Raw genomic sequence first — 25,709 nt, forward strand, 5'->3', positions numbered from 1 at the left:
AGAATGAAACTAAAATATCTGGAATATTTTATCGTTATTGCAGAACAGAAGAGTTTGCATAAAGCGGCTGAGGTCTTGTTTAACTCTCAGCCTAATCTGACCAGGGCAATGCACAGCCTGGAAGAAGAAGTAGGGGCGGAATTGCTGAAAAGATCTAATCAGGGGGTAGAATTAACACCTATAGGTGAAAGTTTATATTATTATGCCAAATCTATCCTAACCCAGTTAGATGCTGTATCAGGTTTAAAGATGCTGAGTCAGGAAACGGTGCAGAGTAAATTAAATGTTGCCGTTGCCAGGATTATTTTTGCGGATGATTTAATGCTGCGCTTCTACGAGACGGTAAAGTCAAACCATACAACGATTAATTTATTTGAAACCACAGTAGAAGAGGTGATTAACAGTGTGGCTACAATACAGTCAGAAATAGGCATTGTTGCAATCAATACCTTCCAGTTTCCTATCTTTCGCAGATCGCTGGAATTAAAAGAAATGGAATACGAAGTTCTGGACAGGGGTCCAATATATATACAGGTGAGCGAAGAAAGTCCACTGTTAAGACAGGGAAAAATATATGCAAGGGATTTGCTGGATTATAGTTACATTCACCTTCCATATGATTATTATGCTAATATAAATTTTGGATTAGATATGGGAGGTGTCCGTTTTTCAGATTTTAGGAAAACGATAACCATGAATAATTATCATGCGATCATACGAATGTTAAAGCACGCAGACGCCTTTATTTTCGGGAACAAATGGCAGATGGAAGAACTTGCAAAAGGCAGAATTGTCAGCAGGGAAATAGAAGATGTTACCGGTGAGATGCTGCTTATTTGGATAAAACGAAAAAAAGAAGTGATCTCAGGGAATGGAAGGAAATTCCTGCAACTATTCCGGGAATACTATGGGGATAAATCAGATACCCGTGATACCTAAAAAGCATCACAAGGTTATCCGGATTAAGTATTGGCATGATTTTGGATATGGCGGTATAATCTAGGCAGATAGTAAGAAATATCCAAGTCAGAGAGCCATAGCAGCATTAAATAAAGACATAGGAGTGGCAAATATGGCGGAAGAGAAGAAATTACCTAACGAAGAGGAACAATTATCAACCGAAGCGGCCAAGAGAGCGGCGGGCGAGACAGCTGCAAAGTCGGCGGGAAAAGCAGCCGGAAAGACAGCAGAAGAACTGGCGAAAGCACTTATCAGGCAAAAGATTATTATCGGAAGCCTGGCAGGCGTAATTGCTCTGGGCGGTGCAGGAGCTGCAATTGGTTATAATATGGGATGGTTTGGCAACAAACCGGCTTCCTCTCAGATGACAGAGTCGATAGCAGATGTATCCACAGAAAAGCAGCAGCCGGCATCCGCAGATGTTGATCCAAATGCAGGAGAGTGGGACGGGACAGTACCCCAGGCACCTAAAGGTGATCCAAATGCAGATTCCATAGCGATCCCGGGATATCCCCAGATCTATTTACCGGCTGGTAAGACTGAAGTAGATGTGGCATTTTCAAATCCGGAAGGAAACCCCTGTTATTTTACCTTTGAACTTGTATTAAAAGATACGGATGAAGTACTGTATACTTCAAAACAGGTTCCGCCGGGTGAGGCAATTACTCATATTACTTTAAACCGTGCGCTGGATGCGGGAGAATATCCGGCAGTATTAAAAATATCCACATTCCATATCGTAACCCAGTCCAGTATGAATGGTGCAAATGTGGAGACAACGCTGGAAGTGAAGTAAGGAGGCGTATAGGAGGGTGGTATTTAGACACAGATCCTGGAAGAAAGGTTTTCCTCTAATTCTGATCGCAGCCCTGATAACACAAACGTTTCCCATGAAAGTGGTTAGAGCCGAAGAGGCAGGCAGTTGTATCTGTTCCTGTGAACAGTGCAGCTGCGATAATGAGGAAAAAGAAGAAATAATAAGTAACGATCTTACAGAGGGTAATGAAATATGTGCTTGTAATGAAGCGGAATTAAATCAAGGTTGTGTCCGGTGTGGAGAAGGATGCACCTGCTGTCTCATGAATGCCGGGACAGAAAATTCGGTATGCAGCCATCAACACGATGGAACTTGCGGGTATGCAGAAGCGTTACCTGAGGTTTCCTGTGATATGGATTGCAAAGATACAGATGGTGATGGCATGATTGAACATTGCCAGGGATGCTCTTATATGCCTGCAGTTGAAGGAAAACCATGTATGCATGTACATAATGAATATTGTGGGTTTTATATGGAAGAAACAGTAATCCAGCCGGAAGAAATGACAGAAGAAGATACAGAAAATATGTCGGAACTTTCGACAGAGCAGGTTCTTAATGATGTGGAAGAGGTGACTGAGGATGAGAGGAAAACCATAGAGGAGACCAACGGGAATTCCAATACGGATTCAGAAGAGGAAACAGAAGCTGAAAAGTGTTTAGAGACCGAAAAATGTACGGAAACGGAAAGTGACGTGCAGGAAGCTGGTAGTACAAAAGAAAAAAGTAAAGTGCCTGAAAAAGACAGTGCCCAACATGAGACAGAAGTACGGAATGAAGCAAAAGCTTTAAAGCCCAAAACAGACAAAGTCATAACGCAGGAATCAGATAGCGAAACAGAAAAGGAAAAGGGCGATGGCTCGTATGATATTCTATCGCCATACTATGCTATTAAAATTCCTTCGGAAGTGATGATCAATGAAAGCACGGACTTTAAGATTGGGACTTCTTTTATAAAAGATGTGGGAGATAAAAAAGCATATCTTGAGATAGATGGGGACTGGGCAGATGATGGAACAGATTGTTTTGTTCTGATGCGGGACGGCGATGAAGATACAACCTGGAAATATCAATTATATATAGAAGGAAAGTTGATACGTAAGGGAGATAATCGCATAGGATTGGATCAGACAAAGGATAGCCAGAAGGCAAGGATTGTATCAATGGATGATAAAGAGATCGTGCCGGCTGGGAAGTATAGTGGTGGTTTGAGATTTAATGTAGTCTATGAATAAATAATTGTAAAATATAGGAGGAATTTATCATGATGAAAAAAAGATTAGTAGCGTTTGGGTTAGCTGGGGTTATGTTGATGGGGATGAGTATGAATGTGTTTGCGGCAGATGGAGATGTTAGTAATGTTAATGGTGCAACTGAGGATATAGGAAAGAGATTAGACGTAAGCTATACTGTTCCTGTTTCATATACGGTTACAATACCATCAACACTGACTATTGATACTGGAACTGATATAGCTGATGGAACATTATCATTTGTGCCAAAGGTATTAATTTTGGATCAGGGAGGAACAGTGAATATCAAAAGTGATAAGATAAGTTTACCATTAACTTTAACGCAAGAAGACGGGTCACCTGCTTATGATGTTACATTAAAAGGCGAAGATGATGGAGTGTTGGATGTTTCAGATCCAATTGTAACATTTGAAAATGGTACCACAGATACAAAGACTATTAAAGTTAAAGGAAACAGTAAACCGACTGTAGCAGGGACATATAAGGGAACTTTAAATTTTACAATATCTTATAAAAATAAATAACAATCTATATCAAAAGATAGTATCTAATATATTTTATGAAAAAATTGTTTTTAGGATTTATAAATTGATTTGATATATAAACTATGTAGATGTAATTTCATTATGTCTACATAGTTTTTTTGCTTAAGGAGTTCTTTAGAATATAATTTTGTAGTAATGAAGTTAATTTTCCCAAAAAACAACGTTACATATCCCCCAAAGTATGCTATACTATCATCGAAGATTCTACTCGGGTCAATGACCTGCTGGAAAGAAAAAATATAGCAGAGGTGCAAAGATGAAGAGAGTATTACTGAAACTCAGCGGCGAAGCGTTAGCCGGAAGTAAGAAGACAGGGTTTGATGAGCCTACCGTAACGGAAGTGGCGAATCAGGTAAAGCAATTAGTAGATGATGGTATTGAAGTTGGAATCGTAATTGGCGGTGGTAATTTCTGGAGGGGACGTTCCAGTGAGACGATTGACCGCACGAAGGCAGACCAGATTGGAATGCTGGCAACTGTTATGAATTGTATTTATGTTTCAGAAATTTTCCGTTCCGTTGGAATAATGACACAGATTTTAACGCCATTTGCATGTGGCTCTTTCACAAAACTGTTCTCGAAGGACCGTGTGAATAAATATTTTGAAAAAGGAGTTGTTTCTTTCTTTGCGGGAGGAACCGGACATCCTTATTTCTCAACCGATACTTCTACTGTACTCCGTGCCGTTGAAATTGAAGCAGATATGATTCTGCTTGCAAAGGCTGTTGACGGGGTTTATGACAGCGATCCAAAGGACAACCCGGATGCTAAGAAATACGACGAGATTTCTATCCAGGAAGTAATTGATCAGAAACTTGCTGTTGTGGACATGACGGCATCCATACTCTGTATGGAGAATAAAATGCCGATGCTGGTATTTGGCTTAAACGAAAAGGACAGCATTGTCAATGCCGCAAAAGGTAAGATTAACGGTACAAAAGTAACCGTATAATTTCAACTATAAAAATCAGGAGGAATGAAAAATGGATGAAAGAATTAAGTTATACGACACAAAAATGACAAAATCTTATGATAACCTGTTATCAGAGTTTGGAGCGATCAGAGCCGGACGTGCGAATCCACATGTATTGGATAAGATTAAGGTAGATTATTACGGAACCCCGACACCCCTTCAGCAGGTTGGTAATATTACCGTTCCGGAAGCCAGAATGATTCAGATTCAGCCTTGGGATGCAACTCTCGTTAAGGCGATTGAAAAAGCAATCATGACTTCTGATCTTGGAATTAACCCGAATAACGATGGTAAGATTATTCGCCTTGTATTTCCGGAATTAACAGAGGAACGCAGAAAAGAACTGGTTAAAGATGTGAAGAAAAAAGGCGAGGCTGCTAAGGTTGCAATCCGTAACATTCGTCGTGATGCAAACGATGCTTTTAAGAAAATGGCAAAAGAAGATGTCTCTGAGGATGAGATCAAAGAATTAGAAGATAAGACTCAGAAAATGACGGACAAGTACATCAAGGAAGTGGACAAGGCAGTAGAAGAAAAGTCCAAAGAAATCTTAACGGTTTAAGAAATTATTATAATTTTATAAATAATAGAAGGGGGCTTCTTGACAGTCCCCTTTTTTGTGATATGATGGAAAAAGGTCTATGAAATGGCAGTGTTTTGGCTGTCCTGTGAGATAGGCGCAGGAGGGAGAATAAAGATGGCAATACCACAGCATGTGGCAATTATACTGGATGGAAATGGAAGATGGGCGAAGAGCAAAGGAATGCCCAGAAATTACGGGCATGTCAGAGGAGCAAAAAATCTGGAGATTATTTGTGAAGATGCTTATAATATGGGAATCAAATATTTGACGGTGTACTTGTTCTCAACAGAGAACTGGAACCGTCCAAGCGAAGAGGTGGCATCACTTATGAAGCTGTTTCGTAGCTATACGAAGACCTGTATTAAGACGGCTCAGAAGAATAATATGAAGGTGCGTATGTTGGGAGATCCCTCGGCATTGGATCCGGATTTACAGGCTAGTATGCGGTCTTTGCAGGAGACATCGAAGAATAATACGGGACTGAATTTTCAGATTGCCATTAATTATGGAAGCCGTGATGAAATCGTGCGTGCTATCCGCAATCTGGCACAGGACTGTAAGGATGGAAAAGTAATGGTATCGGATATTACGGAGGATGTTTTTTCCGATTATCTGGATACGAAAGGGATACCGGATCCGGATCTTCTGATTCGAACCAGCGGGGAACTTCGTCTTTCCAATTATTTGATGTGGCAGCTGGCATATACGGAATTTTATTTCACAGATGTGCCGTGGCCGGCATTTAATAAGAATGAACTGATGAAAGCGATTGATAAATTCAATGGCAGAGATCGGCGTTTCGGGGGCGTGAAGGAGGATTAACCATGTTTGTGACGAGGCTCATAAGTGGTATTGTGTTGGTACTGATTGCGCTGTTGACGATTATTTCAGGGGGCTATGTATTATTTGCTACCTTGCTTCTGATATCGTTGATCGGCTTGAACGAACTTTACAGAGCAATGAAAGTAGAATCCGAGCAGAACCATGGACTGGCAATAGTAGGTTATATTGGAACTGTTGGTTACTATTTCATGTTACTTTTTGGATTTGAAGCATATAGTATGATAGGGCTGATTTTTCTGCTGGTAGCATTTATGTTTGTCTATGTGTTTACATTCCCGAAGTATCGGGCAGAACAGGTGATGGCAGGATTTTTTGGCGTTGCCTATGTATCTGTGATGCTGTCCTATATTTTCCAGACGAGAAATCTACAGGACGGTGCATTTATCGTGTGGCTGATTTTCCTGTGTTCCTGGGGATGCGATACCTGTGCGTACTGTGTGGGTGTATTAATTGGGAAACATAAAATGTCTCCGAAGTTAAGTCCGAAAAAATCCATAGAAGGGGCAGTTGGCGGAGTAATCGGCGCTGCACTTCTGGGAGCAATTTATGCTGCTGTAATTGGAAAATATCTGGAGGCACAGAATCAGATTGCAGTCTATGCGGTTATTTGCGGAATTGGTGCATTGATTTCCATGGTAGGCGACCTGGCAGCTTCTGCAATTAAGAGAAATCACGATATTAAGGATTACGGCAAGCTGATACCGGGGCATGGCGGGATACTGGACCGTTTTGACAGTGTTATATTTACAGCTCCGGTTATTTACTTTTTAGCAACACTTTTTAATTAAGAATCAGAGTGTGTTTGAAAAAGTGCCTGGCTAATGGGGCGGGCAGATTGCTGCAATGATATTTTAAGTACACTCCAAGAAAGAACAAGAGAGGATTTTTTATGAAGACGATAGCAGTGTTAGGATCAACAGGTTCTATCGGAACCCAGACATTAGAAGTAGTAAGGGAAAATAATGACTTACAGGTAGCGGCATTGGCGGCAGGCAGTAATATCGTGCTTTTGGAAAAACAAATTCGGGAATTTGCGCCAAAGGCAGTTGCGGTCTGGGATGAGAAATCTGCTTCGGAATTAAAAGAATCCGTTAAAGATCTGGATGTAAAAGTTGTAAGCGGCATGGAGGGATTAATTGAGATCTCCACGCTGCCGGAGGTGGAGATTCTGGTCACTGCTATTGTGGGGATGATTGGAATTCTGCCTACAATTGAAGCAATTAAGGCGAAAAAGGATATTGCGCTGGCAAATAAGGAAACACTGGTTACGGCAGGACATATTATTATGCCATTAGCTAAAGAATGCGGTGTCCGTATTTTGCCTGTGGACAGTGAACACAGCGCGATTTTCCAGTCCTTAAATGGAGAGAATCCAAAAAGAATTGGTAAAATACTTTTGACGGCATCAGGCGGTCCATTCAGAGGAAAAACCAAATCATTTTTGGAAAAAGTCCGTTTGGAAGATGCTTTGAAGCATCCAAACTGGGCAATGGGACAGAAAATTACCATAGACTCAGCAACATTGGTAAATAAAGGTTTGGAAGTTATGGAAGCCAAGTGGTTGTTTGGAGTAGATTTGGATAAAATACAAGTAGTGATACAGCCGCAAAGTATTATCCATTCTATGGTGGAATATGTAGATGGAGCGATTATGGCAGAACTGGGAACACCGGATATGAAGCTGCCGATACAATATGCGCTTTATTATCCGGATCGTAAGTACCTGGGCGGAGAACGGCTGGATTTTTGGAAATTGTCACAGATTACCTTTGAAAAACCGGATATGGATACTTTCCTCGGACTGCCGCTGGCATTTCAGGCATCGAAGGCAGGCGGATCTATGCCGACGGTATTCAATGCAGCCAATGAGCGTGCAGTCAGTAAATTTTTACATAAGGAAATCCGTTTCCTGGATATTTATGATATCATTATGTACTGTATGGAGGAACATAAGACCATCCAGAATCCAACTGTGGAAGAGATACTGGCTACGGAACAGGCAACTTATGAATTGATTGAAAGCAGGTGGTAGATTGAAAATCGTTATTGCTATATTAATATTTAGTATTATCATTATTATTCATGAGCTGGGACATTTTATCCTGGCGAAATTAAATGGAATTACCGTTACAGAGTTTTCAGTGGGTATGGGTCCAAGACTGGTAAGCACTACAAAAGGTGAGACCAGGTATTCGCTGAAACTGCTCCCGTTCGGAGGTTCCTGTATGATGCTTGGGGAAGATGAAGCAGCCGGTGACGATGGTTCCTTTGGCAGTAAATCCGTTTGGGCAAGAATTTCCGTTATTGCCGCAGGTCCGATATTTAATTTTATTTTAGCATTTGTTCTGGCATTGTTTATTATTGGTAGCATTGGCCATGATTCACCTGTAGTAGGAGCCGTTACCAAAGGTTATCCTGCGGCAGAAGCAGGTCTAAAAGAAGGCGATGTTATTACGAAGATGAATAATAAGAAGATACGTGTTTCCAGAGAAATCAATAATTATGTTACATTTAATCAGGGGAAACCGGTTACGCTTGATTTTGAACGAAATGGGGAAAGCCATACTATTCAGATGACACCTGAGAAGACGGACAGCGGCAGATACGTATTTGGCATTACTCCTGCAGGTACCAGAGTGAAAGGCAATCCTATAAGTACGCTTAAGTATAGCGCCTATGAGGTGAAATATTGGATCGATACCACGATTGGAAGCCTGAAGATGCTTGTCAGAGGTCAGGTGGGTATCAATGATATGTCGGGTCCGGTTGGTGTTGTAACGATCATTGGTGATGCATACGAAGAGAGTGCCAGAGAGGGAGGCGGTTTCCTGGTTTGGCTGAATATGCTGAACATTTCCATATTATTAACTGCCAATCTTGGGGTTATGAATCTGCTCCCGCTTCCGGCTTTAGATGGCGGCAGGCTGGTATTTTTAATTCTGGAAGCTATACGGGGTAAGAGGATCAGTCCGGAAAAAGAAGGAATGGTACATTTTGTTGGGCTAATGGCACTTATGGTTCTGATGGTAGTCGTTATGTTTAATGATGTTATGAAGATTCTGTAAATGTGATCAGGCTGGTAAACCGTTTATAAAAATATAGGATCATTATAGCAGAGTATTTTTTTATTTTAGAAGTGTAAAAGTCAGAGCTGCGAAATAAAGGAAGATTAACTTTATTTCGCAGCTTTTTTTATTAAAGAAATGAAGGAACTATTTTAGAAAAATTTTTAAGAGACAGTTCAAAGACGCCGTTTTTTGTCAGGAAATGCTCTGATTGCTGACAGATAACGAATATCGTATACACATGTTAAATTTCTGCATATACTATAGATGACAGGATATTTGCGAGGTCAGGCATGTCAAATAATACAATCAAAGCCATGCAGCAGGACACCCCGGATCGGGGGCGTTTACAGATACGTGTACTGTCGAACCAGCGTGCTACGCCGGTTGCAGACGCGACGATAGATATCTCCTATTCAGGGGACCCGGAAAGTACAGTAGAAGAAATCAAAACAGACAGCACAGGACAGACGGCAGCTATAGAATTGGCAACGCCGCCTCTGGAATACAGTCTTGCTCCATCAGAGACACAGCCTTATTCGGAGTATACACTTCGGATTACTGCTGAAGGATTTGAGACAATCACGATTAGTGGTACAGAGATTCTGGCGGATCAGACAGCTTTGCAGGAAGTGCGGCTGCGCCCCCTTGTTGATAATGAAGGGATTGATGTAATCGTAATTCCGGCACATACGCTCTATGGGGTTTATCCGCCGAAGATCGCGGAAGCGGAAATTAAGCCTGTTAATCAGATCGGGGAAATTGTTCTGAGCCGTGTCGTTATCCCTGAATTTATCGTGGTACACGATGGTTCTCCAAGGGACACAACAGCGACAGACTACTACATTCGTTACAAGGATTATATCAAAAATGTAGCGTCAAGCGAGATCTATGCGACCTGGCCAAGAGCTACAATTGAAGCGAATGTACTGGCTATTATGTCATTTACTTTGAACAGGGTTTATACGGAATGGTACCGGAATAAAGGATTTGATTTTACGATCACCTCATCTACAGCATTTGACCATAAATGGATCTATGGCCGCAATATATTTGAAAGCATTTCGGAAGTAGTAGATGATTTGTTCAGTAACTATCTGTCCAGGCCGAATGTTAAACAGCCTATTCTGACACAGTATTGTGATGGACAGAGAGTCCAGTGTCCAAACTGGATGACGCAGTGGGGATCAAAGACACTGGGGGATCAGGGGTACACACCGATTGAGATTCTGCGTAATTATTATGGTCAGAGTATGTATATTAATAGTGCAGAGGAAATTGCGGGCATTCCTTCATCCTGGCCGGGTTACAGTCTGGATATTGGTTCCAGCGGGGATAAAGTCAGACAGATTCAGGAACAGTTAAATGCAATTTCCAATGCATATCCGCTGATACCTAAAATTGCAGTGGATGGGATTTATGGAGAGGGTACGCAGAATGCAGTCCGGGTATTCCAGGATGTGTTTGGGCTGCCGGAGACGGGGATAGTAGATTATAGAACCTGGTATAAGATTCAGGAGATTTATGTGGGTGTTACCAGGATAGCAGAATTAAATCCGTGATTTGGTTAATGAAGTGCAAAATGAATTGCATGATTTATGAGATGATTTAGAGGATCATTATAAAATCTCTAATTAGTGAAAGCGTGTTTGAAAAAGGGAAGGATATCTTTCAGACACGCTTTTATTTTTTGTTTTCCGGCTAAGCTGTGCTGTCCAGGGCTTTGTGACATAATTTGCCGGAATTTTCATGCATAGGGGATGCGTTTATTGAATCAGGCATATTAGTACTACAGCGTGTCAGGAGGCTGATCCGCCATGCAGAATAGCAGTCAGCTGTGTAAGCAGGCCACTGCTGCCATTAACAGAAATATTGCCCACGTTCTCGCAGATTTTTTCCAGATACTCAAGTTCTTTGAGTTTATATAGTGTAGTATTTTCATCCATAAGCCGGGCGGTATTAAGCAGTGACCGTGTAGAAGCGACTTCTTCCCGGCGGGTAATCACGTTTGCCTGGGCGCGTTTTTCGGCAATTAGTACGGTATTCATAATATCCCGGATTTCGCCGGGGAGTATGATGTCTTTTACGCCTGCATCAGTAATTTCTACGTAGAGTTCACTTGATTTTTCTTTTAGCTTTTCGAAGACATAGGCAGAAATCTGCTCTTTATTTTCAAGAATCTCATCAATGCGGTATTTACTGATATAATCCCGAAGTGCAAATTGGGCCGCAACATGCATTTGTTCCTCATAATTATCTATTTCTGTAAATATTTTTACGTAGTCTGTGATCCTATAAGTAAATACGAAATTGATTCGTAGTGCGACTTTATCCTGAGAGAGTATTTCCTGCCCGTTTATATCCATCTGGGTAAGACGGGTATCTACAATGCTGTAGTCAACCTTTGTACTGCATTTCCAGTAGTAGTAGGTTCCTGCATCAAGCAGTTTTACCAGCTTCTGGTCATAGTATAACAGTGCTTTTTGATATTCTTTCACTTCAATTTTAGAATATAGATATGATGGGATTTTACTAAAAATATACTGCGGTATATCGGTTGGTACCTCCGGTGCCTTAATAGACACTTTGGTAAATTCATGTTTATGAATAACAGACCAATATGCGTATTTGCCGCGCCTTAGTATTTCCTCAAATTTACCGTTTATAAAATGAAGTGCCAGTTCTTCATCCGCTACATCTACAGTGGCTGTCTGTCTTGCAACCTTTTCATTACGAAGCAGAACTTCCGGTGAGCAGGTCTCAGATGTAAGCGGCTGATCCAGCTGGACGATTTCCATGTTTTGAGTGCCAAAGATGAAATATCTTCCGGCTTCCAGTAATTTCACAAACTTTCCGTTTTTAAAGAGCAGGCCTCTTTGATTTTCCTGAATAATAATGCGCATATGTATACCTCCCGATGATTCTTTGATTGACAGACATCCAATGTAAAAAATGCGGCTGAGTAATTAAGTTTAACATTGTCACGGGCGTAAGCATTAGCTCTGGCCGATGATTAAGCAAAACGGTATCCTTTTCAGGCAAGGCATTTGATACACTGCAGGCAAAGGGACCTTTGCACGTAACGGTGCAGATCCGGCATTTACCTGCGGGAATGTCTGTATGTTGTAATGTTAAATTCTGTGTAATGAGCACAGCAGATTGTGCCTTTTAAGCACACCAAAACCACTTGGCCGGTGAATATTCCCGGGCAGGATTCGAACCTGCGATTGTCGGCAGCATTGCTCTGGCATACGCTTTGGCAGACCTGGCGCACCGTGGTGAGATCAGAACACACACACTGAAGCAACCCTGCAACTATATTCTAATGAAAAATTATGTATTTATCACGGAAAAAAAGTTGCGAACTCTTATTTGAGGTCACAACTTTTCTGCATTAACAGTCTTTTTTTTATCAATCCTACAAAGTGTTCCGGTTCCGTTACTTTGACGAAAGGTCCAAATGATAAAACCCGGATCAGCAATTCTGTCTCATCTTCCCGCTCATAATATATTTTTATTCTGTATTTATGTTCGGAAAGGCGTTCGGCTTCTTTTTTAAAGTGAGCAAAATGAAGCATGATACGCTCCAATGCATTTCTTTCGTCTAAAAGTTCCATTATCAGAAATTCTGAAGTGACGTTCCTGATTTTCTTGCCGGCTGTCCCTTCTGCCTCTGTTATTTCGCATTCTTTGATGCGGCCCACATTGAGCATATCTGCGTACCGGCACCCTAAAATACGAATACGGAATTTATCATCCTTTTCTGAATATTCGAACTGATAAGGTGTACAGAGGATGGCCCTGTAGTTGTTTTTCTGACTGTTATACCGGATGATTACCTTTTTACGGGCATGCATGGCGCTGCGGAGTTTATGAAAAATCTTAATATAATTTTCGTCTTCATATTCATCTCCGTCATTATATTTGTCGAACACAACATAATCTGCGGGTGTAAACAGTGGTTCCACATCCTTTAAAAACGTAAAATCAATCTCAAATAGTTTGATTCTGGGATCAAGGGTGATTGCCTTTAACCAGCGTTTTTGCAGGGTTGTAAGCCCTATGGAAGGTTCGTGGGTCAGCGGTGTATGTAATGAGTCATCCATTAATTGCCATTCTTCATTTTTCAATGCAGGTATAATGGTTAAATGACTTTCACCAAAGGCTGTTTCATTTATGATCTTTTCCATTTCCGTATTAGTCAGGTTTCCTTTTACTGATGCTGATAAAATATTTGCTACTGCATGATAGTAACAACTGTAGATTTCATGAAAAAGCACTACGTATCCCCTCCTGATTCTTATAATTGATATAAATCATACATATCCCTGATATCCTGTTTGAACTGGTTTTCGATTGTTCTGTTAGAAAAGTTCATGGAAGTAATCCGGCATATAAAGGTACGTATCCAGGGAATCATCTCGCCGGTATCATATACATCAGCAATAAAGCGGCAGGTATTAGCATCAATCCGCTGTATTGTCCCACATCGTTTTTCACGTTCCAGCCGATGAAAAATGTGTTCTTCACCGTTACCAATATGTATGGTAAATTCTACATGTTCCAATGCGTTCCGCCAGTTACATGAAATGCCCCACATGTATTTTTGCATATTTGCCAGTTTGTCCCGCAGCTGATCAAAATTTTCTGAGATATCCCCAGGTTTTACACCGGTAATATAATCAAGACGGTAGGAATTGATCCTGTGATATTTGGTGCTATAGCCCATCAGATAGCGTCTTCCATTTTGGACACTTACGAATATCCTGAGAGGGATCAGGTCCCATGTGTTTGTATTTTCTGATCTGTTTGTATAGTTCGTGATAGTTACGAAACGCTTTTGGGAAATCCCATACAGAAGCTGGCAGAGTACTTCGCTTTCAAGAGCATGTGCTATGTAGTGATGCTTGAAAGAATAAAATTCAGATTCGTAACCGGTCTGATCCAGTAAAAAGCTGCCAATTGCCCCGCAAAGCCCTGCTTCAGAAAAGAAATTTAATGCATCGGACCAGGATGACAGGTCTTCAGAGCAGGTTCTGCTGTACACAATCTGCCTTCCTTGTTTTTTACCTTTTACTAAGCCTGATTCGATGTACTCTTTTAGTTTTTTCCGAACAGTAGATTCATCAAAAAGCATAGGGGATTGGAAAAAAGAAAGGTATGATGCATCAATTTTATCTGTTATTTCTTTTAAAGTATAAGAAATACCCGGATTATACAAGATATCGAATAATATAAAATGCAGAGTGATATCGCCGTTTGTAAAGCTCTTTGCTTTTAATGCTTTATAGAGAGGATTGTGCACACAGGTTCTGCTGTCAATGGAAAGAAAGACATTTTTTCCGCCGGGAGTCTGGCGAAAGCCCATGTAATCACCAAGATAACTTTCGATTCTGCGGCGTTCATTATCGTATGAGCGGCTGCTTTTCTTTTCGAACTCCTCTCTGCACTTAAAACCATAGACGTAGAATTCTCTCATATAATCCCGTATGCGCTCAAAATTTTTAATCAGTTCCGTATATGCCATTCATTCACCTCATTCCAATATCTACTCAAATCTTTTCCCGACACGATATTTGGAAGGCGCCACCCCATAATGCTTTTTAAATAATTTACTAAAGTGGTATACATCATCATATCCAACACAGGCGGCAACATTCTGCACGCTGATCGCTTCATCTGTTTCAATTAATTCCCGGGCTTTTTCCATCCTCAGGTTAATGAGATAGTTAATCGGAGATTCTCCGGTTTCACTTTTAAAAATACGGGAAATATAGAAAGTGCTCAGATACATATTCTGGGCGATCTGATCCAGGGATATTTTATCGGAATAGTGCTGGCTAAAATATTGAATAATTTTTTTGACGACATATTTACGGTTCGTAGATTCAAAGATACAGCCATCCGGAATTTTTTGAGAATCCTGCTGTTCCCGTATGATTAAAAGAATAATCTGTATCAGATAAGATTTTAACATAAAGTATCGTCCCGGTTTCCAGGTCTGGTATTCTTTTTCCATTGCAGAACAGATTTTGAAGATTTCCTGCTTGATAATTGCATCCATGGCAATAATGTTTTCTCCGTTGATCAAGGGCATTTGTCCTTTCGGAAGATTCTGAAAATGTACATCGGAAAAGGACAGGAAACACTCCAGGGCCTGGTTATCCGAAGAGGTAACCAGGCTTCGGTGATAGGTACCGGGATTGTAAATGACGAAATCCCCTTCTTTTACAGGATAAATCTCGCCATCAATCACGTGTGCACCTTCTCCTTTCAGAATGATGGAGAACTCAATAAAGTCGTGGCAGTGGTAATTGGTCTCTTCCTCATTTCGCTTCAGAGTACAGAAGTATAAAAATGTAGGATTTAAATCTTCGTATGTAATATCATAGTTTTGATTGCACATGTATCATCACTCCGGGTCTTTTATAATTTTATTATACACGGTTTTGGATGGGATGCAAGGCAGAATGCAAAATACTACATGAACTGTACAAGAAATTACATTCTATTTTTTTGACGAAATACTATAATAGACCGTGTTTCATTAAAATAATGAAGGGGGAAAGCAACTATGACAAAAAATATGACATCCGGACAACCGGCGAAATTAATCCTGTTTTTTACAATTCCGCTGCTGATTGGAAATATATTTCAGCAGTTCTACAGCATGGCGGATACCTTAATTGTAGGCAGGACAATTGGAGTCCATGCGCTTGCAGCAGTGGGGTGTACGGGAAGTATTACCTTTTTGATACTGGGATTTGCAATGGGGCTCACCGCCGGGTTGTCTATCGTAACGGCGCAGCGGTTTGGTGCTTCTGATGAGAATGGAGTTCGCCGCAGTATTGCAGTTGGGGCATTAATCAGCCTGGCAGTTACAATATTGCTGACCGTGATTGCGGTTCCTCTGACCAGACCAATCCTGGAGTGGATGCAGACACCGGCAGAGATTATTGATGATGCCTGGAGTTATCTGGTAATTATATTTACAGGAACTGCGGCATGTATGCTGTTTAATATGTTATCGAATATTATCAGGGCGGTTGGCGACAGTAAGACGCCTCTGCTGTTTTTGATCATTGCATGTATACTGAATATTATTCTGGACTTTGTTTTGATTCTGGTATTTAAGATGGGTGTGGCAGGAGCTGCATGGGCAACGATTCTGGCACAGCTGGTATCCGGATTATTATGTCTGTGGTATATGAAGAAGCGGCTTACTTTCCTGATTCCCAAAAAAGATGACTGGAAGGTGACATCCTGGGAGGTTACCCTGCATCTGAAATTAGCCCTTCCTATGGCATTTCAGATGTCCATTATAGCAATTGGTGCAGTAATACTGCAATATGCTCTGAATGGACTGGGAGCTGTGTCTGTTGCGGCATATACGGCGGCACAGAAGATTGACAGTATTGCCACACAGCCGATGAATTCCTTTGGAACTACCATGGGTACATATGCAGCGCAGAATATGGGTGCAGGAAGAATAGACCGTATCCGTAAGGGGGTATTCCAATGTGCTTTGATTTCTGTAGGATTTAGTATCGTGATGGGACTTGTAAATATCTTTGCCGGTTATCAGCTTGCGGGAATATTTGTAGGCCCCGGACAACCGGAGGTACTTAACCTGGCACAGGTATATCTGGGCATAAACGGAAGCCTGTATTTTGTATTAGCACTGCTGTTTGTTTTCCGGTTTACGTTACAGGGGCTTGGAAAAAGCTTTATGCCGACACTTGCAGGTGTAATGGAATTGGTTATGCGCTGTTTTGCTGCAATTTGTTTGTCAGGAATTATGGGGTTTGCCGGAGCGTGCTGGTCAAATCCGCTTGCCTGGATAGGAGCTGCAATACCACTGGGAATAGCGTATTTTATGACAATGAAAAAAATGAAAACGATTTATCCGGATGGAAAACCGAAAGAAAGTGTAAGCTAGTACTCCATCCGGCTAGAAACCCTGCTGACAGCACTCTATTTTGCCATCTGCCGCGTTGTCGTCAGTCAGCGGAGGAACCACTCCGCTTCCATCCTCCACCTTGCAGACTGACAAAATAATCAGCACTGTCAGTAGGGTTTCTGGCTGGATGGAGTACTGGATTTTAGAATTATTATTGAAACAGAAGCTTTATGAACTACTGGTTCCGGTAATAGCAGAGGTGCTATTAACCGGAACTTTTTATTGTTTTACTGCATACCATTATTAAAAATATTTTCTACATAGCTGCGCATCGCATCATGGCTGTTAATGTTTCTTGCACCGTTAATAATCTTTTCCTGTTCTTGTTTGGGGAGTCCTGCAAAACGATTTAAAACTTCGGAATGCATGGCCATTTCCATTGTAAATCCGATAGGAAGTTCTTCATTGTTAATCATGTTAGTTCACCATATCATAAAATGATTCTGCCGATTTCACAGGTTGAGTAGCTTTTGGCAGTTCCCTTCTTATTATATTTTTCAACCTGTTTCTTTGTTTTCTATTTAGTTTTTGAATTCTGAGAAAAAATATCCCTGAAATGTACATATTTTTTGTAAAATTTTGCTAAGTTAAGAACACATCGACTTGTAATCAAAAATCGACCATGGTATGATATCAATATGAAATTTATCAGAGTGTGTGAAAAAATGCTTGTGCCTGTCTGATTGTAACGGTGTGTGGGATGTAACCGTGTAATTTCAGGAGCGTAGCGGTGCTGCATTCCTGAAATTGCACGATTGCAGCATACGCGGCGGAGTGGTTAGACGGGTATAATCATTTTAGGACATGTTCCAAGGTGGAGGGCGGATATGAAAAGTTCTGAGATGGTAAAGGAAATTCGTAAGCGTGCCGGGCTTAGCCAGACTCAGCTTGCAAAAGTACTGGGCGTCAGCTTTGCCACGGTGAATCGCTGGGAAAATGGGCATTGTGAGCCGACAGCAGTGGCGATTAACAGCCTTCGTATGATTTGCCGGGATAATCTTATTGATTTTGATGAACTGCAAAAGGATGCAGTGGTGATTACTTCGGAAAAAAGCCTGATGTTATATCATGGTTCCAAAAGAGGGATTCAGGGAGCCGTACGCCCAATCAGCAGTGAGTTTTGTGATTTTGGCAAAGGTTTTTATATGGGGACAAATCAGAGTCAGCCAATGTCACTCATCTGCAATTTTCCGGAGGCAAGGATGTATACCGTAAAAGTAGATCTTACGGGGTTAAAGATATTGAATTTAGAGGTAAGTATTGACTGGGCCATGCTGATTGCTTTAAACAGAGGAAGAATGGAGGACATGAAGGGAACTCCTTATTATGAAAAGTTTAAAAATATTGCAAAAGATTGTGATATGATAAGCGGATACGTTGTGAGTGACAGAATGTTTGTTGTTCTGGAACGTTTTTTCTCCTGCGAGATTACAGATGTGGCATTGATGAACAGTCTGAGTGCGCTTAAGGCAGACAAGCAGTATGCAGCCGTCAGCGAACGCGCCTGTAAGCAGATTCGGATCATTGAAAATCTTCCTATTGGTGAAAAGGAAAGAGCTTATTCCAGGAAAATGTGCGAAGCAAACCGTGCCGGCGAAATCACCAGGGCGGAGGAAATCTGCAGAAAATATCGCAGGGAAGGCCGCTATTTTGATGAAATACTGAATGGGGGCAGCCGTATATGAGGAGAAAGTTAAGTTTGATGGAACACCAGATCTGTAATGTACAAGGGCGATTATTTGAACTTTCTTTGAAAATGGGATATGACAGCCCTGATTTTATAAAAGTTTTTATGAATAGCAGTGCAGCGGCAGGATTAGATGAGGATTACGACAGACTGCAGTGGGCGGGAGAAGCTTACCTGTTGGAACTGCTGGCACAGGAAGCCCGGGGACTGAAAGGGGCTGGCAATAAATATACCAATGAAGTGATGTATTGGAGCGGTTATCTGTACCGGTGCTGGCATTTTATGACCGGAGAGAAGAGCCGTGATATCTTTGAGCAGGCGGATGCACAGATAATGAATGAAATTTATTTTGGTTTTCATATATTGGATATGGGAATGGCAATAGAAGACCTAAAAGAATTATACAGGCAGAGACAACATTTATGAAAGAATTATTTACAATTGGAGAAGTTGCAAAATTATTTGATGTTAATATACGTACCTTGCGGTATTACGATGGGATTGGACTTTTAAAACCGGAGCTGACAGATTCAGCTACCGGATATCGGTACTATTCTACCAGACAGTTTGAACGGCTGAATACCATAAAGTATCTCAGGGCACTCAATATGCCGATCGGGAAAATCGCAGATTTTTTTGGAAATAAGGATATTGACCAGATGGTTTATATCTTAAAAGTGCAGCAGGATGAAATTGCATCCAGAAAACGCGAATTGGATCTGGTGGAGAAAAAGCTGAAGAGAAGGCTGACTCAGATTCAGGATGCAGTGGAAACAGTGTATGACCGGATAATGGAAAAGCGAATACCGTTAAGAAAAGCAGCATATCTCAGAAAAGAGATCCCGGTAGGTGAGGATCTGGAATATCCAATCCGTGAACTGGAGCGTAACAATAAATTAAATGCGGTAATGTTTCTTGGAAAGGTAGGAGTTTCTGTATCCCGGGAAGATTTGCTGAAGCGCAGATTTGAAAAGTTTTCCGGGATTTTTGTGTTGCTGGAACAAGAGGATGAATACCGGGGCGACACCGTGTTTTTAAAAGAAGCGGATTATCTGTCTATCCGTTTTCAGGGAACCCATCAGGCAGCGGAGAGATATTATCTTGAATTACTGTCTTATATGGAGCAGCAGGGGTATGAACCGGATGGAGATTCTGTTGAAATAACCCTGATTGATGCGGGGATGACAAATGATTCCTCCAGATTTGTAACTGAATTGCAGATTCCATACAAAATTACTTGACCCTCTATCTACTGGAGGGTTTATATTTGAGTCTGTATGAGGAGGATAAATTTGTTATGATTGGAACGATTGTAAATACAGGAACGATTCTGGCTGGAAGTCTGATTGGGAGTCTGGTTAAGAAGGGAATTAAAGAAGAATATCAGGGGGCACTTTTTAACGCAATGGGTCTGGCTGCAGCAGGACTTGGCATCAATGCAATCGTACAGAACATGCCTAAAAGCCAGTTCCCGGTATTGTTTATTATCAGTCTGGCAATTGGCAGCCTGCTTGGCACGATGCTCGGCATAGACAGACGGTTTGCGCGGTTAACCAGTAAATTTTCAAGCAGTAATCTGGGGCAGGGGCTGGCTACCGGAATTTTATTATTCTGCATTGGTACGTTGTCAATTTTGGGACCTATGGAAAGTGCACTTCATGGGGACAATACTTATTTATTTACAAATGCTGCATTAGATTTTGTGACCTCTATGGTTCTTGCTTCCACTTATGGAATCGGGATGGCGATAACAGCAGGGGTATTGTTTGTATGGCAGGGAAGTATTTATCTGGGGGCAGGACTTTTAAGCGGTTTTTTAACACCGCAACTTTTGACTGAGATTTCTATTGTTGGAGGTTTTCTGATTGCCAGTTCAGGACTTTCTATTCTAAAAATAAAAGACTGTAAAACATTGAACATGCTTCCGGCGCTGCTTGTACCGCCTGTCTGGTTTTTGATAAAAGGGTTACTTTTAGGATAATGAAATTTATTAGAAGATTTTAACCATCTGAAGATAGGTACTGCCATCGGACATGGTGATTTCCTGATAAGACTTGAATCCATTGCTTTCGTAGAGGGCGGCTACTTTAGAATTCTCTTTTTTACAATCGAGAAAGATAAAGCGGCCGCCTATGTTTTGTTATGTTTTAAATCTACAGTTATAGTTTAACGCAGATCCCCCTCATTAATCAAGTGAAATTTTTATAAATTCATAAGCGGAAATCATACCAATCTTGTATAAAAAGCGGTATAGCTCCAGGCTAAAACAGAGATGCGAATGATTTCAAAAAAATAATTCCAAAAATTTCTCAAAAAAAAGGTTGAAATGTGTCGTAAGATATGGTAGAATTTTAACAATTTGAGAACCTATAGTGTGGTGATACAAAGAAGCCTGAATTTGGATTCAGACTTCAAAGTTTGACTCGAGGGGGAGCGCATGGCAAAATTTTGCGGCTATAGGAGCCTGAGATTTTAGTGGCGTTCTCTTTTTTTTTGCGCGAAGATAGGAACTTAAGTATTTTTTCAAGGTTTTCTTGAACAGATTGCTTTGGAAATAACGGTTATGGTTCGCACAAAATGGTTACTATAAATAAAAGAAAAAGAAAGGGCAAGGTGGCATATGAAAGCTTTTCTAATACTAGAAGATGGCACTGTATTTACCGGAACCAGTATCGGAGCCGAGAAGGAGATTATCAGTGAGATCGTATTTAATACATCCATGACAGGATATCTGGAGGTTCTGACAGATCCTTCTTATGCAGGACAGGCAGTGGTAATGACCTATCCGCTGATTGGTAATTATGGTATCTGCCATGAGGATATGGAATCTGCAAGGCCATGGCCGGACGGATACATCGTGCGTGAGTTATCCAGAATCCCAAGTAACTTCAGAAGTGAAGGTACGATTCAGGAATTTCTGAAAAAGCATGATATACCCGGTATTGCAGGAATTGATACCAGAGCGCTCACGAAGATCCTTCGTGAAAAGGGTACCATGAACGGGATGATAACCACAAACGAGCATTATATGATAGAAGAAATCATTCCGAAACTAAAAGCGTATACCACTGGAAAAGTAGTGGAAAAGGTTTCCTGTAAGGAAAAATATGTATTGGAAGGGAATGGCCCGAAAGTTGCCCTGTTAGATTTAGGAGCTAAAAGAAATATTGCACGTTCTTTGAATCAGTTGGGATGTGAAGTGACGGTTTATCCGGCGCTGACTACTGCTGAGGAAATTATCGCATCCAATCCGGATGGCATCATGCTTTCCAATGGACCTGGAGATCCCAAAGAGTGTACTTCTATTATCGAAGAAATCAAGAAGTTATATGACTCTGAGATTCCGATTTTCGCAATCTGTCTTGGACATCAGTTAATGGCACTGGCTACAGGTGCAGATACTCATAAAATGAAATATGGACATCGTGGAGGCAATCATCCGGTTAAAGACCTGTCTACAGGAAGAGTATACATCTCTTCACAGAATCATGGTTATGTAGTAGATACGGACAATCTGGATCCGGCTGTTGCTGCACCTGCTTTTGTAAATGTAAATGATGAAACAAATGAAGGGCTGGCATATACAGGTAAGAATATTTTTACCGTACAGTTCCATCCGGAAGCTTGTCCGGGACCGTTAGATTCCGGATACTTATTTGACCGGTTTATGAAAATGATGGAGGTGACAAAATAATGCCAAAAAATCCTGAGATAAAAAAAGTATTAGTAATTGGTTCCGGTCCGATTATCATTGGACAGGCAGCAGAATTTGACTATGCAGGTACACAGGCCTGCCGCTCTCTGAAGGAAGAAGGCTTAGAAGTTGTATTGCTGAATTCTAATCCGGCTACGATTATGACAGATAAGCAGATTGCGGATAAAGTATATATTGAACCACTGACAACAGAAGTTGTAAAACAGCTGATTTTAAAAGAAAGACCGGACAGCGTGCTTCCTACCCTTGGGGGACAGGCAGGACTGAATCTGGCGATGGAGCTGGATGAAGAGGGCTTCTTTGAAAAGAACAATGTAAAATTAATTGGTACCACTTCCATGACCATTAAGAAAGCAGAAGACCGTCTGGAATTTAAGAGTACCATGGAAAAAATAGGAGAGCCGGTTGCAGCTTCCAAGGTTGTAGAAAATATTGAAGACGGTATCGCATTTACGAATACCATTGGTTATCCAATCGTATTAAGACCTGCATATACCCTGGGGGGCAGCGGCGGCGGCATTGCCCACAACGAAGAAGAACTGGTTGAAATCCTTGGTAACGGACTTCGTTTAAGCCGTGTGGGACAGGTTCTGGTAGAACGCTGTATCTCCGGATGGAAAGAAATCGAATACGAAGTAATGCGTGACAGCGCAGGAAACGTAATTACAGTTTGTAATATGGAAAATCTTGATCCCGTAGGCGTTCACACCGGAGACAGTATTGTAGTAGCACCGTCGCAGACGCTGGGAGATAAAGAATATCAGATGCTTCGTACCTCTGCTCTGAATATCATCAGTGAGCTTAAAATCACCGGAGGCTGCAACGTTCAGTATGCACTGCATCCAACCAGTTTTGAATATTGTGTTATCGAAGTAAACCCACGAGTAAGCCGTTCATCTGCTTTGGCATCCAAAGCAACCGGTTACCCAATTGCAAAGGTTGCTGCTAAAATCGCAGTTGGCTATACGCTGGATGAAATTAAAAATGCCATAACCGGAAAGACATATGCAAGCTTTGAGCCGATGCTGGACTATTGTGTTGTAAAAATACCCAGACTTCCATTTGATAAATTCATCAGTGCAAAGAGAACACTTACTACACAGATGAAAGCAACCGGAGAAGTAATGAGCATCTGCAATAATTTTGAAGGTGCACTTATGAAAGCAATCCGCTCACTGGAACAGCATGTGGACAGCTTAATGTCTTATGATTTCTCAAATCTTCATGGGGATGACCTGTTAAAGCAGCTTGGGAAAATTGATGACAGAAGAATCTGGGTCATCGCAGAAGCAATCCGCCAGGGCGTATCTTATGAAGTGATTCATGATATAACCAAGATCGATATCTGGTTTATTGATAAACTTGCAATTTTAGTGGAAATGGAACAGGCGCTTAAGGGACAGGAATTAACAAAAGAATTACTGGAAGAAGCGAAGCGCATTGAATTCCCGGATAATGTAATTGCAGCACTTACCGGAAAAACAGAGAAAGAAATCCGCGATATGCGTTATGATAACGGAATTGTTGCAGCATACAAGATGGTAGATACCTGTGCAGCAGAATTCGCGGCAACCACACCTTATTATTACTCTGTATTCGGAAGTGAAAATGAAGCAATTGAAACCAAAGACCGTAAAAAGGTACTGGTTTTAGGTTCCGGTCCTATTCGAATTGGACAGGGGATTGAATTTGACTTCTGTTCCGTACATTGTACCTGGGCATTTTCAAAGGAAGGTTATGAGACTATTATTGTAAATAATAATCCGGAAACGGTAAGTACCGATTTTGATATTGCAGATAAACTGTATTTTGAACCGCTTACACCGGAAGATGTGGAAAATATTGTTCGCTTTGAAAAACCGGACGGAGCAGTGGTGCAGTTTGGCGGTCAGACTGCGATTAAGCTCACGGAAGCGCTGATGAAGATGGGTGTTCCGATTTTAGGAACTTCCGCAGAAAATGTAGATGCGGCAGAAGACAGGGAACTGTTTGACAAGATTCTGGAGGAATGCCAGATTCCAAGGCCGGCAGGACATACCGTATTTACGGCAGAAGAAGCGAAGAAAGTAGCAAATGAACTGGGTTATCCCGTACTGGTAAGACCTTCTTACGTATTGGGCGGACAGGGAATGCAGATAGCAATTAATGATGAAGATGTAGATGAGTTTATCGGAATTATCAACCGAATTGCACAGGAACATCCGATTCTGGTAGATAAATATCTGGTTGGTAAAGAAATCGAAGTAGATGCGGTATGTGATGGAGACGACATCTTAATCCCTGGAATCATGGAGCATATTGAAAGAGCAGGCATTCATTCCGGTGACAGTATTTCTGTATATCCGGCACAGAGCCTGGATGCAAAGGTAAAGGCTAAGATCGAAGATTATACCAAAAAGCTGGCGCAGTCACTTCATGTAATCGGATTAATTAATATCCAGTTCATCGTATGCCAGGAAGATGTGTATGTAATTGAAGTAAATCCCCGTTCCAGCCGTACCGTTCCTTATATCAGCAAGGTTACCGGAATTCCAATTGTGACCCTTGCTACGAAAGTAATTTTAGGTTCTAAAATAAAAGATCTGGGTTATACACCCGGAGTACAGCCGGAAGCGGACTATATTGCAATTAAGATGCCGGTATTTTCATTTGAAAAAATCCGCGGTGCCGATATCAGCCTTGGTCCGGAAATGAAATCCACAGGTGAATGTCTGGGTATTGCGAAAACTTTCGATGAAGCCCTTTACAAAGCTTTCCTTGGCGCAGGCATAAATCTTCCGAAATATAAGAATATGATTATGACAGTGAAGGATGCAGATAAAGAAGATGCGGTAGAGATTGGAAGAAGATTTGAAGCAATCGGTTATAAAATATACGCAACCAGAAGTACTGCCAAAAAATTAAATGAAAATGGCGTACATGCAATTCGAATTAATAAGATTGAACAGGAATCGCCAAACTTATTGGATTTGATTCTGGGACATGAAATCGACCTGGTTATTGATACTCCATCACCAGGGGTGGAACGTGCGAAGGATGGTTTCCTGATTCGACGTAATGCCATTGAAACCGGCGTAAATGTCCTGACTTCTCTGGATACGGCAGAGGCTTTGATAACCAGTCTTGAAAATACTGATATAGAAAAGCTTACATTAATTGATATAGCGACTGTTTAAAATTTGATAAAGAAAAGTCTGGATATGAAAAACGGGTGTTTCCTGAAAATAGTATCCAGACTTTTTTAAATTTGTTAGAAATATTTACTAATGAAAAATATGGTACTGTTAATAACATCCAAATTAAAATGAA

At 41.1% G+C, this 25,709-nt stretch carries 23 protein-coding genes; 18 read left to right on the forward strand and 5 right to left on the reverse strand.

All coding sequences use genetic code 11. The features are described 5' to 3' along the window. Positions 1-3 precede the first annotated feature (3 nt). From CD03_RS0110950 to CD03_RS0111000, 11 genes are all read left to right on the forward strand, one after another. Positions 4-939 carry a LysR family transcriptional regulator gene (locus tag CD03_RS0110950; protein ID WP_027293663.1) on the forward strand — a complete coding sequence of 312 codons (936 nt, stop codon included), beginning with the start codon at positions 4-6 and terminating at the stop codon, positions 937-939. Between the two features lie 133 nt (positions 940-1,072). Continuing rightward, complete coding sequence (locus CD03_RS35980; protein ID WP_052377760.1) at positions 1,073-1,756, forward strand: hypothetical protein; 684 nt, start codon at positions 1,073-1,075, stop codon at positions 1,754-1,756. A gap of 94 nt (positions 1,757-1,850) precedes the next feature. Beyond that, the gene (locus tag CD03_RS0110960; RefSeq protein WP_156042864.1) at positions 1,851-3,011 is read left to right on the forward strand and encodes a hypothetical protein; all 1,161 of its coding nucleotides are present in this window, start codon (positions 1,851-1,853) and stop codon (positions 3,009-3,011) included. A 29-nt stretch (positions 3,012-3,040) separates the two neighbouring features. Next, the gene (locus tag CD03_RS0110965; RefSeq protein ID WP_027293665.1) at positions 3,041-3,553 is read left to right on the forward strand and encodes a hypothetical protein; all 513 of its coding nucleotides are present in this window, start codon (positions 3,041-3,043) and stop codon (positions 3,551-3,553) included. Between the two features lie 277 nt (positions 3,554-3,830). After that, positions 3,831-4,526 carry a UMP kinase gene (gene pyrH, locus CD03_RS0110970; RefSeq protein WP_027293666.1) on the forward strand — a complete coding sequence of 232 codons (696 nt, stop codon included), beginning with the start codon at positions 3,831-3,833 and terminating at the stop codon, positions 4,524-4,526. 31 nt (positions 4,527-4,557) lie between these two features. Continuing rightward, complete coding sequence (frr, locus tag CD03_RS0110975) at positions 4,558-5,109, forward strand: ribosome recycling factor (RefSeq protein WP_027293667.1); 552 nt, start codon at positions 4,558-4,560, stop codon at positions 5,107-5,109. 135 nt (positions 5,110-5,244) lie between these two features. Next, complete coding sequence (locus CD03_RS0110980; RefSeq protein WP_027293668.1) at positions 5,245-5,952, forward strand: isoprenyl transferase; 708 nt, start codon at positions 5,245-5,247, stop codon at positions 5,950-5,952. A 2-nt stretch (positions 5,953-5,954) separates the two neighbouring features. Beyond that, on the forward strand, positions 5,955-6,761 hold the full coding sequence (locus tag CD03_RS0110985; RefSeq protein WP_027293669.1) for a phosphatidate cytidylyltransferase: 807 nt from the start codon (positions 5,955-5,957) through the stop codon (positions 6,759-6,761). A gap of 101 nt (positions 6,762-6,862) precedes the next feature. Then, positions 6,863-8,005, forward strand: coding sequence for a 1-deoxy-D-xylulose-5-phosphate reductoisomerase (gene dxr, locus CD03_RS0110990; RefSeq protein ID WP_027293670.1), 1,143 nt, complete (start codon positions 6,863-6,865; stop codon positions 8,003-8,005). A 1-nt stretch (position 8,006) separates the two neighbouring features. Then, on the forward strand, positions 8,007-9,038 hold the full coding sequence (rseP, locus tag CD03_RS0110995) for an RIP metalloprotease RseP (RefSeq protein ID WP_027293671.1): 1,032 nt from the start codon (positions 8,007-8,009) through the stop codon (positions 9,036-9,038). Between the two features lie 293 nt (positions 9,039-9,331). Beyond that, positions 9,332-10,600, forward strand: coding sequence for a peptidoglycan-binding protein (locus tag CD03_RS0111000; RefSeq protein ID WP_027293672.1), 1,269 nt, complete (start codon positions 9,332-9,334; stop codon positions 10,598-10,600). A 237-nt stretch (positions 10,601-10,837) separates the two neighbouring features. Here the strand turns inward: CD03_RS0111000 and CD03_RS0111005 are convergent, their stop codons facing one another. From CD03_RS0111005 to CD03_RS0111025, 4 genes are all read right to left on the reverse strand, one after another. Then, positions 10,838-11,941, reverse strand: a complete 1,104-nt coding sequence (locus CD03_RS0111005) for a slipin family protein (protein ID WP_027293673.1) — start codon at positions 11,939-11,941, stop codon at positions 10,838-10,840. Between the two features lie 465 nt (positions 11,942-12,406). Continuing rightward, positions 12,407-13,318, reverse strand: a complete 912-nt coding sequence (locus tag CD03_RS0111015) for a WYL domain-containing protein (protein ID WP_027293675.1) — start codon at positions 13,316-13,318, stop codon at positions 12,407-12,409. A gap of 20 nt (positions 13,319-13,338) precedes the next feature. Beyond that, complete coding sequence (locus tag CD03_RS0111020; protein WP_027293676.1) at positions 13,339-14,565, reverse strand: WYL domain-containing protein; 1,227 nt, start codon at positions 14,563-14,565, stop codon at positions 13,339-13,341. 21 nt (positions 14,566-14,586) lie between these two features. Then, positions 14,587-15,444, reverse strand: a complete 858-nt coding sequence (locus tag CD03_RS0111025) for an AraC family transcriptional regulator (protein WP_027293677.1) — start codon at positions 15,442-15,444, stop codon at positions 14,587-14,589. Positions 15,445-15,612: 168 nt separating this feature from the next. Here CD03_RS0111025 and CD03_RS0111030 point away from each other — a divergent pair, with 168 nt between their 5' ends. Continuing rightward, complete coding sequence (locus CD03_RS0111030; protein WP_027293678.1) at positions 15,613-16,977, forward strand: MATE family efflux transporter; 1,365 nt, start codon at positions 15,613-15,615, stop codon at positions 16,975-16,977. Between the two features lie 248 nt (positions 16,978-17,225). Here CD03_RS0111030 and CD03_RS0111035 read toward each other — a convergent pair whose 3' ends face one another. Beyond that, complete coding sequence (locus CD03_RS0111035) at positions 17,226-17,414, reverse strand: hypothetical protein (protein WP_027293679.1); 189 nt, start codon at positions 17,412-17,414, stop codon at positions 17,226-17,228. A 411-nt stretch (positions 17,415-17,825) separates the two neighbouring features. On the opposite strand from CD03_RS0111035, the gene CD03_RS0111045 reads away from it, so the two are divergent. The 6 genes from CD03_RS0111045 (at position 17,826) to carB (ending at position 25,576) form a co-directional block, all read left to right on the forward strand. Next, positions 17,826-18,683 (forward strand): DUF3990 domain-containing protein, encoded by an 858-nt coding sequence (locus tag CD03_RS0111045; RefSeq protein ID WP_044289307.1) that lies wholly within the window; start codon positions 17,826-17,828, stop codon positions 18,681-18,683. Beyond that, a complete protein-coding gene (locus CD03_RS0111050) occupies positions 18,680-19,111 on the forward strand; it encodes a hypothetical protein (protein ID WP_027293680.1) in 432 nt (143 codons plus the stop codon). The genes CD03_RS0111045 and CD03_RS0111050 overlap by 4 nt, the downstream gene beginning before the upstream one ends. Next, the gene (locus tag CD03_RS0111055) at positions 19,108-19,926 is read left to right on the forward strand and encodes a MerR family transcriptional regulator (protein WP_027293681.1); all 819 of its coding nucleotides are present in this window, start codon (positions 19,108-19,110) and stop codon (positions 19,924-19,926) included. Before CD03_RS0111050 ends, CD03_RS0111055 begins: the two co-directional genes overlap by 4 nt. Before the next feature lie 26 nt (positions 19,927-19,952). Beyond that, positions 19,953-20,666 (forward strand): DUF554 domain-containing protein, encoded by a 714-nt coding sequence (locus CD03_RS0111060; protein ID WP_330377178.1) that lies wholly within the window; start codon positions 19,953-19,955, stop codon positions 20,664-20,666. 639 nt (positions 20,667-21,305) lie between these two features. Then, a complete protein-coding gene (locus CD03_RS0111065) occupies positions 21,306-22,379 on the forward strand; it encodes a carbamoyl phosphate synthase small subunit (protein WP_027293683.1) in 1,074 nt (357 codons plus the stop codon). Further along, positions 22,379-25,576 carry a carbamoyl-phosphate synthase large subunit gene (carB, locus tag CD03_RS0111070; protein ID WP_027293684.1) on the forward strand — a complete coding sequence of 1,066 codons (3,198 nt, stop codon included), beginning with the start codon at positions 22,379-22,381 and terminating at the stop codon, positions 25,574-25,576. The genes CD03_RS0111065 and carB overlap by 1 nt, the downstream gene beginning before the upstream one ends. Positions 25,577-25,709 lie beyond the last annotated feature (133 nt).

It is taken from the genome of Robinsoniella sp. KNHs210, from assembly GCF_000686105.1.
GTDB lineage: Bacteria > Bacillota > Clostridia > Lachnospirales > Lachnospiraceae > Robinsoniella > Robinsoniella peoriensis.

Excerpts from the sequence above, each read along its gene's own strand:
- CD03_RS35980 (WP_052377760.1), top strand. The coding sequence starts at position 1,073 with ATGGCGGAAGAGAAGAAATTACCTAACGAAGAGGAACAATTATCAACC.
- carB (WP_027293684.1), top strand. The coding sequence starts at position 22,379 with ATGCCAAAAAATCCTGAGATAAAAAAAGTATTAGTAATTGGTTCCGGT.
- CD03_RS0111030 (WP_027293678.1), top strand. The coding sequence starts at position 15,613 with ATGACAAAAAATATGACATCCGGACAACCGGCGAAATTAATCCTGTTT.
- CD03_RS0111020 (WP_027293676.1), bottom strand. The coding sequence starts at position 14,565 with ATGGCATATACGGAACTGATTAAAAATTTTGAGCGCATACGGGATTAT.
- CD03_RS0111035 (WP_027293679.1), bottom strand. The coding sequence starts at position 17,414 with ATGATTAACAATGAAGAACTTCCTATCGGATTTACAATGGAAATGGCC.
- CD03_RS0111050 (WP_027293680.1), top strand. The coding sequence starts at position 18,680 with ATGAGGAGAAAGTTAAGTTTGATGGAACACCAGATCTGTAATGTACAA.
- CD03_RS0111045 (WP_044289307.1), top strand. The coding sequence starts at position 17,826 with ATGAAAAGTTCTGAGATGGTAAAGGAAATTCGTAAGCGTGCCGGGCTT.
- CD03_RS0111005 (WP_027293673.1), bottom strand. The coding sequence starts at position 11,941 with ATGCGCATTATTATTCAGGAAAATCAAAGAGGCCTGCTCTTTAAAAAC.
- CD03_RS0110950 (WP_027293663.1), top strand. The coding sequence starts at position 4 with ATGAAACTAAAATATCTGGAATATTTTATCGTTATTGCAGAACAGAAG.
- CD03_RS0111055 (WP_027293681.1), top strand. The coding sequence starts at position 19,108 with ATGAAAGAATTATTTACAATTGGAGAAGTTGCAAAATTATTTGATGTT.
- frr (WP_027293667.1), top strand. The coding sequence starts at position 4,558 with ATGGATGAAAGAATTAAGTTATACGACACAAAAATGACAAAATCTTAT.
- CD03_RS0110985 (WP_027293669.1), top strand. The coding sequence starts at position 5,955 with ATGTTTGTGACGAGGCTCATAAGTGGTATTGTGTTGGTACTGATTGCG.
- CD03_RS0111025 (WP_027293677.1), bottom strand. The coding sequence starts at position 15,444 with ATGTGCAATCAAAACTATGATATTACATACGAAGATTTAAATCCTACA.
- pyrH (WP_027293666.1), top strand. The coding sequence starts at position 3,831 with ATGAAGAGAGTATTACTGAAACTCAGCGGCGAAGCGTTAGCCGGAAGT.
- CD03_RS0110980 (WP_027293668.1), top strand. The coding sequence starts at position 5,245 with ATGGCAATACCACAGCATGTGGCAATTATACTGGATGGAAATGGAAGA.
- CD03_RS0111065 (WP_027293683.1), top strand. The coding sequence starts at position 21,306 with ATGAAAGCTTTTCTAATACTAGAAGATGGCACTGTATTTACCGGAACC.
- CD03_RS0110960 (WP_156042864.1), top strand. The coding sequence starts at position 1,851 with ATGAAAGTGGTTAGAGCCGAAGAGGCAGGCAGTTGTATCTGTTCCTGT.
- CD03_RS0110965 (WP_027293665.1), top strand. The coding sequence starts at position 3,041 with ATGATGAAAAAAAGATTAGTAGCGTTTGGGTTAGCTGGGGTTATGTTG.
- CD03_RS0111000 (WP_027293672.1), top strand. The coding sequence starts at position 9,332 with ATGTCAAATAATACAATCAAAGCCATGCAGCAGGACACCCCGGATCGG.
- dxr (WP_027293670.1), top strand. The coding sequence starts at position 6,863 with ATGAAGACGATAGCAGTGTTAGGATCAACAGGTTCTATCGGAACCCAG.